The sequence below is a fragment of the Streptomyces sp. NPDC005181 genome (genome assembly GCF_040608395.1).
GTDB lineage: Bacteria > Actinomycetota > Actinomycetes > Streptomycetales > Streptomycetaceae > Streptomyces.
Genome location: NZ_JBEXID010000155.1, coordinates 1 through 9,489 on the forward strand (window position 1 = coordinate 1; position 9,489 = coordinate 9,489).

Here is a 9,489-nt window from a genome sequence, read left to right on the forward strand (position 1 = left end):
AAACGCTACGTCGCCCGCGAGATCTACCGACACATCCTGCCGAGGACCGCCATCCCGGTTCCGTCCTCACCACTTGACGAAACATAGGGGCATCTACTTCGTCCCGCGCGGCTACGCCTTCGTCGCCGTCGATCTGGCCGGCACCAACCGCTCCGACGGATGCGTCGATGTCGGAGGCCGCTCCGACATCCAGTCCGCCAAGGCAGTCATCGACTGGCTGAACGGCCGGGCCCGCGGTTACACCACCCGCACCGGCACCGAACGCGCCGGGGCCGGCTGGACCAACGGCCGCACCGGAATGATCGGCAAGAGTTACGACGGCACCATCGCCAACGGGGTGGCGGCCACCGGAGTCGACGGTCTGCGGACCATCGTCCCGATCGGCTCCATCTCCTCCTGGTACGACTACTACTTCGCCCAGGGCGCCCCCCTCTACGACAGCGGTCCCGAATGGCTCTCCGACTATGTCGAGAGCCCCGAGGCGCGGGCGCGCTGCGCAGCCATCCAGCAGAGGCTCGTCGACGAGGCGCCCCGCACCGGTGACTGGACGAAGCTCTGGAACGAGCGCGACTACGTGAAGGACGCCCGCAAGGTGAAGGCCAGTGTCTTCGCCGTCCACGGGATGCAGGACCTCAACGTCCGCACCAAGCACCTCGGTCAGTGGTGGGACGCCCTCGCCGACCGGGGCGTCGAGCGCAAGATCTGGCTCTCCCAGACCGGGCATGTCGACCCGTTCGACTACCGGCGCGCCGAGTGGGCCGACACCCTGCACCGCTGGTTCGACCACTACCTCCTCGGCTACGACAACGGCATCGACCGCGAACCGATGGCCGACATCGAACGCCACCCCGACCAGTGGTCCACCGACAAGGTCTGGCCACCGCGCACCACCGCGGCCACCACCGTGCGCCCCGGCACCGGCACCGCGCCCGGCGTCGGCACCCTCACCCGCAGGCCCGCCCGCCCCGGCGCCACAGAGACGTTCACCGACGACCCGAAGCAGAGCGAGACGGACTGGGCCGCCGACCTGGAGAGGAGCACGGGCGCCAAGGCCGGCTTCCTCACCGCACCACTCGCCCACGACCTGCGGCTCGCCGGCTCGTCGCAGGTGACCGTCACCGCGACGCCGACGACCTCCACCGCCCATCTCTCCGCGGTCCTCGTCGACGTCGGCCCCGACACCATCCGGGACTACGGCGCATCCGGCGAAGGCATCACCACTCTCACCGACCGCACCTGCTGGGGCGCGAGCACCGCCGGGGACAGCTCGTGCTTCAAGGAGACCGTGGCCAGGGCGACCGCCGTCGACCGGACGGTCTTCAGCCGCGGCTGGGCCGACCTCGGTACGTATGCCTCCGCGGGCAAGGGGCGCCCCCTCACCCCGGGCACGCGCTACACGATCACCGTCGACCTGGCCGCGAGCGATCACGTCGTGCCGGCGGGACACCGCCTCGCCCTGATCGTCGCGGGCACCGACAAGGACCTCATCGACCCGCCGGGCTCCACCCCCACGCTCACCCTCGATCTGGCCCGTACGTCCGCGAAGCTGCCGTTCGTCGGCGGCGCCGCCGCGTTCGTGCGCGCCGCCGCGGGCCCCGCGCCCGCGACAGCCACCCCCCGCGTATCCCGTTCCGAGGGCGTGGCACCGCCGCGTCCCGCACACCGCATCCCGGGAGGCAGCCGCTCATGACACCCCGTATCCCGATCGTCCGTCAGCTCCGCGCCCGTCCCCGCCCTCCTCGCCTCGGCACACGTCGGCCGGTACCCCGGTACCTGTCCCTGACGGCCGCGGCCGCGGTTCTGGCCGTGCCCCTGGTCACGGTGCCGGCCGAGGCCGCGCACACCCCGCCCCGTACCGGCTTCGAGATCAGCAACGGGGCCCACTGGACCGGTCAGCCCGAGGAACAGTCGTTCCTCGCCGCCGTCGACCGGGGCAGCGACCGCGTCTCCATCGACCGGATCGGCACGACGAAACAGGGCCGCCCGCTCCAGCTCGTCCGCATCGGCAACCACCACCCCACGGCCGACACGATGCTGCTCATCTGCAGCCAGCACGGCAATGAACCGTCCGGGCGCGAGGCCTGTCTGACCACCGTCCGGGATCTCGCGTACGCCAACGACCCGGCGACCCGCGCCTTCCTCTCCCGGACCGATGTCCTCGTCGTCCCCACCGCGAACCCCGACGGGCGGGCGGCGAACACCCGCGGCAACTCCGACGGCGTCGACATCAACCGCGACCACATCGCCCTGCAGACCGCCGAGGCCCGTGCCATGGCCGCCGTGATCCGCGACCGGAAGCCCGATGTGATCTATGACTTGCACGAGTACGGTGCCACCCCGCCGTACTACGACAAGGACCTGTTCGTCCTCTGGCCCCGCAACCTCAACACCGACGACCGGGTGCACGGCGAATCGCAGACCCTGGCCGACGGGTATGTGCGGCCCACCGCCAAGGGGGCCGGCTACAGCAGCGGCCTCTACGGCATCTGGACCGACCCGGTCACCGGAGACCCGATCAAACAGACCGCGGGCGACGGACAGGAGCGCATTCTGCGCAACACCTCGGGCATCAAGCACGCGGTGGGCCTGCTCATCGAGTCCCGGGTCGACGCGCTCACCGACGCGGAGAAGAACGACCCGGCACTCAACAGCCGACGTCGCGTCGACTCGCAACTCGCCGCACTCGACGGGCTGTTCAGCTTCACCGACGAGCGGCGTGGACGCATCGAGGCCGCCACGGCCGCGTCCCGCGCGGCCGGGTTCAAGGACCGCGGTCCCGTCTACCTCGGCGGCGCCGACAACGACGCGGCCGAGCCCGCCGAGATCCTGCAGGACCCGCCGTGCGGCTACCGGCTCACCGCCGCCCAGTTCGCCGACGTCAAGGACGAACTCGCCCTGCACGGCGTCACGTTCCGGCGCGACGGCGACGGGGCGTACGTACCGCTGCGCCAGTCGGCCCGGAAGCTGATCCCGCTCCTCCTGGACGAACGGGCGACCTATCATCTCACGAACGGCCGAGCCGATACCGCTTGTTGATCCCACACGCGGCGCTACGCGGGTGGCACTGGCCACGGAGGGTGAGATACAGCCTCCGTGACAGGTGCCACTCGTGCCGCAGGACGAACGGAGACGGGCGGTCGGGGGATCTGCCGGTAACGGCGCATCTGCCCGGCGGCCCGACCCGGGGGCTCGGCGCGGGCCTGCTGTCCGGCGGGTACCGGCCGGCCCTCGCCGCCCAACGCCCGGCCTCGCCCAGGGAGTACGGCCCCGGCTCAGCCGACGAGATCGGCCGTCGCCTCGGCGCAGCCCAGGGCGACCGTCACCCCCGCGCCCCCGTGCCCGTAGTTGTGCACCAACCGCCCACCACCGGGCAGCAATTCCGCCTCGATCCGTACCCCCTTGTCCCGGGCCGGCCGCAGCCCCACCCGGTGCCCGATGACCCGCGCCCGCGCGATCTCCGGCCGGACCCGTGCGCACCTCGCCACGATTTCCTCCGCCGTACCGGGATCGGGCACCGTGCTCCAGTCGTCCGCCTCGGCCGTACCGCCGAGCACCAGCCTCCCCGGCTGCGGGAAGAAGTACGTCGTCGCGTCCGACACCGGGTCCGCCTCGGTGAACCACTCCTCGATCCCCGGGTTCTCCACCAGTACCAACTGGCCGCGCACCGGCCGCACCCCGCCATCCGGTACCAGCTCCCGAGCCCCGAGACCGGTGCAGTTGACCACCGTCCCGGCCTCCGCCGCCGCCTCGTCGAACGAGATGACCGTGCGCCGCTGCACCGCACCCCCGGCTGCCACGAGACGCCGCTCCAGCCAGCCCAGATGCACCGGCATGTCGATCAGCGGCAGCCGGGCCCGCAGCCCTTCCCCGACCTCCACCAGATCCGTCAATTGCGCCGCCCACGTCCCCAGTGCGGCGAGCCGCTCGCCGTGGTGCACCCCGGCGACCAGTCGTACGCCGGTCTCCTCAGGGCGGCCGGACAGCTCCTCGTGCCACCGCAACGACCGCAGCGACCAGTCGCCGACCAGCCCCTCCGGCTCGATCCGGTAGGGCCACCACAACGCTCCCGCCACCGCCGAAGTCGTCGCGGCGGCCGGCTCCCGGGACCAGACCCGCACCCGGTGACCGCGCTCGGCCAGCACCAGCGCCGTAGTCAGTCCGCTGACCCCGCCGCCCACCACGATCACATCCGACACTTCTGCCCCGCCCGTCCCGTCTGCCCATGCGCTGCTCATGGGCGGACGCTAACGGAATGCCCCATGCCGTGCTCACAACAGGTCCGTGCCGGGAATACTCGGGTCATGTCTGCCGAGTACGCGACCTTCGGCCTTGCGCCGGCGATGCGAGCCGGTGGAGTCCTTGCCCATGGCGACTACCAGGTGCACCGGGACTTCATGGACTTCATCGTCGACGGCCGCCCGCTGCTGTTCCAGCTCACCGACCTCGACGCCGTGTCCCCGCTCGCCTCCGACGTACCGCCCGCGATCTTCACCACGCATGTGCGGCGCCTGCTCCTCGAAGCGGAAGCCCCGCTCGCCGACGGGCGCTACGTGATCTACGGCTGCCCCGAGTGCGAGAGCCTCGAATGCGGGGCGGTCACGGCTGTCATCGAACGCGACGGCACCGACATCGTCTGGCGCGACTTCGCCTGGCAGACGTACGAGACCGTCGACCTGGAGCAGAGCGGCTATCACGGCATAGGGCCGTTCCGCTTCGACGGCCACCAGTACCGGCAGGAACTGGTACGCCTGCTCCCGGCCGCGGCGGCGGACGGCGCGGAGCGGGGGCCGGACCTGCCTGCCGGGCGTCGCGTCCTGCTGATCGGCGCCCGCGTCGCCGTACTCGCCAAGCTCGCCGCCGCACTCCGCGCCATCGGGGTCGGCGCCGACATCACCGCCGACGCCGCTCAGGTGTCGCCCGAGGAGCTCCGCGGCTACCGTGCGGTGGCCTTCGGCCGCGCGATCACCGAAGACGAGCGCGCTGCCGTGCGGCAGGCATTCACCCGGGCCGGCGCGGACGTCGCCTATGTCGACGGCCTCGCCCCGGTCGTCCCCGTGCTGCTCGCCCAGATCGAACATGCCCTGGACCGCAGCGCACCCGCCCAGCGCCGCCTGGTCCGGCTGACGGCGGCGGACGGCACGGCCGGGGTCGACGTCACCGCGGCCTGCCGGGTCAGCCTGGTCGCCTACCGCCTGGACCGGGTGTACCGGACCCACGCGCGGGAGGTCTTCGACGGTGTACTGGAGCCGGGCGAGCACCGCATCACGCTGGACGCGCGGGCGGTGAAAGGACAGTCGTTCATCGTGGCGCGCACCTCGGGGAGCGTGCTGGTCGCCCCGATGGTGCACCACTGAGCGGGGACGCAGGCCACGGGCCAACCGCGCCCCGCCCCGACGGGACGACGCGCCACCACCCTCCGTAGCGGATCCGGCGCCCTCTGCGCACCACCGGCCGGCCTGCTCCGGCATCCGGTACGCGGCAAGGCCGACGCCGGTCGCAGATTAGGATCGGGACCCTGATGACTGCCACTCTCGTCGCCAAGGACCTCGCCGCCGGACACGGCGACCGCACACTCTTCGCCGGGCTCGACCTCGTCGTCGCACCCGGTGACGTGATCGGTCTCGTCGGAGTCAACGGCGCCGGAAAATCGTCCCTGCTCCGGCTGCTCGCCGGACTCGACCGGCCGGAGGAGGGTGAGCTGCGGCTCTCCCCGCCCACCGCCACCGTCGGCCACCTCCCGCAGGAACCGGAACGCCGCCCGGACGAAACCGTGCGGGAGTTCCTCGCCCGCCGGACGGGCGTCGCCGACGCCCAGCAGGCGATGGACGCCGCTACCCAGGCCCTGGTCGACGAGGCGCCGGGCGCCGACGACGCGTACTCGGACACCCTGGAACGCTGGCTGGCCCTCGGCGGCGCCGACCTGGACGAGCGTGCCGAGGAGGTCGCCGCCGACCTCGGTCTGACCGTCGGCCTCGACCTGCCGATGACCGCACTCTCCGGCGGCCAGGCGGCCCGCGCCGGACTCGCCTCCCTGCTCCTGTCGCGGTACGACATCTTCCTGCTCGACGAGCCGACCAACGACCTCGACCTGGACGGGCTGGAGCGCCTGGAGCGGTACGTCTCGGGGCTGCGCGCAGGCACCGTCGTCATCAGCCACGACCGAGAGTTCCTGATGCGTACGGTCACCAAGGTCCTCGAACTCGACCTCGCCCAGCAGCAGATCAACCTGTACGGCGGCGGTTACGCGGCCTACCTGGAGGAGCGCGACCGCGCCCGCCGGCACGCCCGCGAGGAATTCGATGAGTACGCCGACAAGCGCTCCGCCCTCGAGGGGCGGGCCCAGATGCAGCGCGGCTGGATGGACAAGGGCGTCAAGAACGCCCGCCGCAAGGCCACCGACTCCGACAAGATGGGCCGCAAGTTCCGCAGCGAGGCGAGCGAGAAGCAGGCAGCGAAGGCCCGGCAGACGCAGCGCATGATCGAACGGCTCGACGTCGTCGAGGAGCCGCGCAAGGAGTGGGAGCTGCGGATGGAGATCGCGACCGCCCCGCGCTCCGGTTCGGTCGTCGCGACCCTGCGCGACGCACAGGTCGTACGCGGCGATTTCGCGTTCGGCCCGGCGTCGCTGCAGATCGACTGGGCGGACCGGGTGGCGATCACCGGCGCCAACGGAGCCGGCAAGTCCACCCTCCTCGCGGCGCTGCTCGGCCGCCTGCCGCTGGACTCGGGCCATGCCACGCTCGGCTCGGGTGTCGTGGTCGGCGAGGTCGACCAGGCGCGGAAGCTGTTCCACGGCTCGGAGATGTTGCTGGAGGCGTTCTGCGCGGCCGTCCCCGAGACCGAACCGGCCGAAGTCCGCACCCTGCTCGCCAAGTTCGGCCTGCGCGCGGACCATGTGATGCGACCCGCAACCACGCTCTCCCCGGGCGAACGCACCCGCGCGGCGCTCGCCCTCCTCCAGGGCCGGGGCGTCAACCTCCTGGTCCTGGACGAGCCGACGAACCACCTCGACCTGCCGGCGATCGAGCAGCTGGAGTCGGCGCTCGACTCGTACACCGGCACGTTGCTGCTGGTCACGCATGACCGGCGGATGCTCGACGTCGTCCGCACCACGCGCATGCTGCGGGTGGACGGGGGAAGGGTCACCGAGAGCTGAGGGTCAGCGGGCGCGGACGCCGTCCAGGGCGATCTCCAGGACGCGGTCGCGCTGTTCGGTCGTGGGGTACGACGCCCCGGTGATGCCCGCGACCATGCGGATCAGGTCGTCGAAGGACATGTCGCGCCGGATCTCGCCGGCCTCCTGGGCGCGCGTGAACAGCGGGCCGCCCGCCTCGTACATCGAGGCGCGGCAGGAGACGAACACATCGGACTCGCCGTCCATCGCCTCGCGGATCGCCCGCTTGGTGACCATGTATTCGACGAAGCGGCGCAGCCAGATGGTCAGTGCCTGCCACGGCGGCTCGTCCGCGACCTCGTCGGCAACCTGGCACAAGGCGTCGACCTCGTCCGCGTAGACGACCTCGAAGAGCTGGAGCCGGGTCGGGAAGTTGCGGTACAGCGTGCCGATCCCGACGCCCGCGCGGCGCGCGATGTCCTCCAGGGAGGCGTCGGCGCCCTGCGCGGCGAAGGTCTCGCGGGCGGCCTTCAGCAGCGCGTCGTAGTTGCGCCGGGCGTCGGCGCGGCGCGGGCGCCGGGCCTCGACGATCTCGCTCACCGGGGTGTGCGCCACTGTGTGACTCCCTGACTTGAACCGGAGGTGCGCCTCCGCTAATCTGGAAGAGCTCCTCCACTTTACCAGTGGAGCGGCTTCCGGCGGCCGGTTGTGTCCGACCGCTCCCATCCTTCCAGACGCGGCAGCGAGGCCGCGCCCCGCGTCCGTGCCCCCAGGGCACCCCGCACTCCCACTCCCTATCGGTACATAAGGCCGGATTCCGCCGTGCCGCAGAACCGGCATGCCCACATACCCGAGAGAGAAGCCGACTTTGTCTGCTCCATCCCGACCGCGTTCCTCGAACCGGGTCACCTTCGCCGTCCTCGCGACCGGTGCGGGTGTGTTCTCCCTCCTCCAGTCGCTGATCGCACCGGCCCTGCCCACCGTCCAGCACGCCATGCACACCTCGCAGGCGACAGTGACCTGGGTGATGACGGCCTATCTCCTCTCCGCCTCGATCTTCACCCCGATCCTCGGCCGCGTCGGCGACCTGATCGGCAAGAAGCGCACGCTGGTCGCCGCACTGGTCGCGGTACTCGTCGGCTGTCTGCTCGCCGCGCTCGCGCCCAGCATCGGCATGCTGATCGTCGCGCGGGTGGTGCAGGGCATAGGCGGCGCCCTCTTCCCGCTGTCCTTCGGCATCATCCGGGACGAGTTCGACGCCTCCCGGGTCGGCGCCAGTATCAGCAACCTGTCCGCGGTCATCGCCGCGGGCGGCGGCTTCGGCATCGTCCTCGCCGGGCCCATCGTCGCCACGCTCGACTACCGCTGGCTGTTCTGGCTTCCGGTGATCGTGGTCGCCCTGACCGCCGCGATCGCCCTCCGGTACGTGCCCGAGTCGCCGCGGCGCGCCGAGGGGCGCGTCAACTGGGGCGGTGCGATCCTGCTCTCCGGCTGGCTTGTGGCGCTGCTGCTGCCGCTGAGCCAGGCAAGCTCGTGGGGCTGGGGTTCGGCCCGGGTGCTCGGCCTGTTCGGTGTCGCCGTCGTGCTGTTCGCTGCGTGGCTGGTCGCCGAGGCGCGGGCCGAACACCCGCTGATCGATCTGCGCATCATGCGGCTGTACCCGGTGTGGACGACCAACGCGACCGCACTGCTGTTCGGGGCAGGCATGTACGCGGTGTGGTCGTTCCTGCCGGGCTTCGCGCAGACCCCGTCGGCCGCCGGGTACGGATTCGGCTCCAGTGTCACCGGGGCCGGACTGCTGATGCTGCCCATGCTGGTCGCGATGTTCGCCTCCGGTGTGCTCAGTGGCCGCCTCGCTCCCGTGGTCGGCGCGAAGAACCTGCTCGTCGTCGGCGCGGCTCTCGGTGCGGTCTCCTGCGGACTGCTCACCGTCTGGCACGGACAGGTCTGGCAGGTCTCCGTGGCCGCCGGGGTGTTCGGCCTCGGCATCGGATTGGCGTTCGCCTCCATGGCCACCCTCATCGTGCACAGCGTCCCGGCCGAGCAGACCGGCGCTGCGACCGGCATGAACGCCAACATTCGCACCATCGGCGGCTCCATCGGCGCCGCGGTCACCGGCATCCTGGTCACCGGCCGGCTCCAGCCGACCGGGCTCCCGTACGAGTCCGGCTACACCCACGGTTTCGCCCTGCTCACCCTCCTCTGCCTCGCCGCGGCCCTCGTGGCCCTGCTGATTCCGGCCCACCGTGCGTCGCTGAAGCTCCGCGCGACCGGGGAAAGGGCGGACCGGTGCGGTGACCGCGTATCCGACCGAGAAACGCAGGTGAAGGCCGTTGTCACGCAAGGCGCGGAGATGCGTGAGAAACGCCTTTGCG

At 71.5% G+C, this 9,489-nt stretch carries 7 protein-coding genes; 5 read left to right on the forward strand and 2 right to left on the reverse strand.

Annotated features, from left to right (window positions below; genetic code table 11):
• Positions 1–73 precede the first annotated feature (73 nt).
• A complete protein-coding gene (locus tag ABZV38_RS38185; protein WP_356333289.1) occupies positions 74–1,690 on the forward strand; it encodes a Xaa-Pro dipeptidyl-peptidase in 1,617 nt (538 codons plus the stop codon).
• Positions 1,687–3,036 (forward strand): M14 family metallocarboxypeptidase, encoded by a 1,350-nt coding sequence (locus ABZV38_RS38190; protein WP_356333291.1) that lies wholly within the window; start codon positions 1,687–1,689, stop codon positions 3,034–3,036. Before ABZV38_RS38185 ends, ABZV38_RS38190 begins: the two co-directional genes overlap by 4 nt.
• 236 nt (positions 3,037–3,272) lie before the next feature.
• On the opposite strand, the gene ABZV38_RS38195 is transcribed toward ABZV38_RS38190, so the two are convergent.
• On the reverse strand, positions 3,273–4,235 hold the full coding sequence (locus tag ABZV38_RS38195; RefSeq protein ID WP_356333293.1) for an FAD-dependent oxidoreductase: 963 nt from the start codon (positions 4,233–4,235) through the stop codon (positions 3,273–3,275).
• A 66-nt stretch (positions 4,236–4,301) separates the two neighbouring features.
• Here ABZV38_RS38195 and ABZV38_RS38200 point away from each other — a divergent pair, with 66 nt between their 5' ends.
• Together ABZV38_RS38200 and ABZV38_RS38205 are read left to right on the forward strand one after the other, a co-directional pair.
• Positions 4,302–5,354, forward strand: coding sequence for an oxidoreductase (locus tag ABZV38_RS38200; RefSeq protein WP_356333296.1), 1,053 nt, complete (start codon positions 4,302–4,304; stop codon positions 5,352–5,354).
• A 164-nt stretch (positions 5,355–5,518) separates the two neighbouring features.
• On the forward strand, positions 5,519–7,156 hold the full coding sequence (locus ABZV38_RS38205) for an ABC-F family ATP-binding cassette domain-containing protein (protein ID WP_356333298.1): 1,638 nt from the start codon (positions 5,519–5,521) through the stop codon (positions 7,154–7,156).
• A 3-nt stretch (positions 7,157–7,159) separates the two neighbouring features.
• Here ABZV38_RS38205 and ABZV38_RS38210 read toward each other — a convergent pair whose 3' ends face one another.
• Complete coding sequence (locus ABZV38_RS38210) at positions 7,160–7,729, reverse strand: helix-turn-helix domain-containing protein (protein WP_356333300.1); 570 nt, start codon at positions 7,727–7,729, stop codon at positions 7,160–7,162.
• A gap of 253 nt (positions 7,730–7,982) precedes the next feature.
• Here ABZV38_RS38210 and ABZV38_RS38215 point away from each other — a divergent pair.
• Positions 7,983–9,489: MFS transporter (locus tag ABZV38_RS38215; RefSeq protein WP_356333302.1), on the forward strand; the 1,507-nt coding region annotated here is incomplete at its 3' end.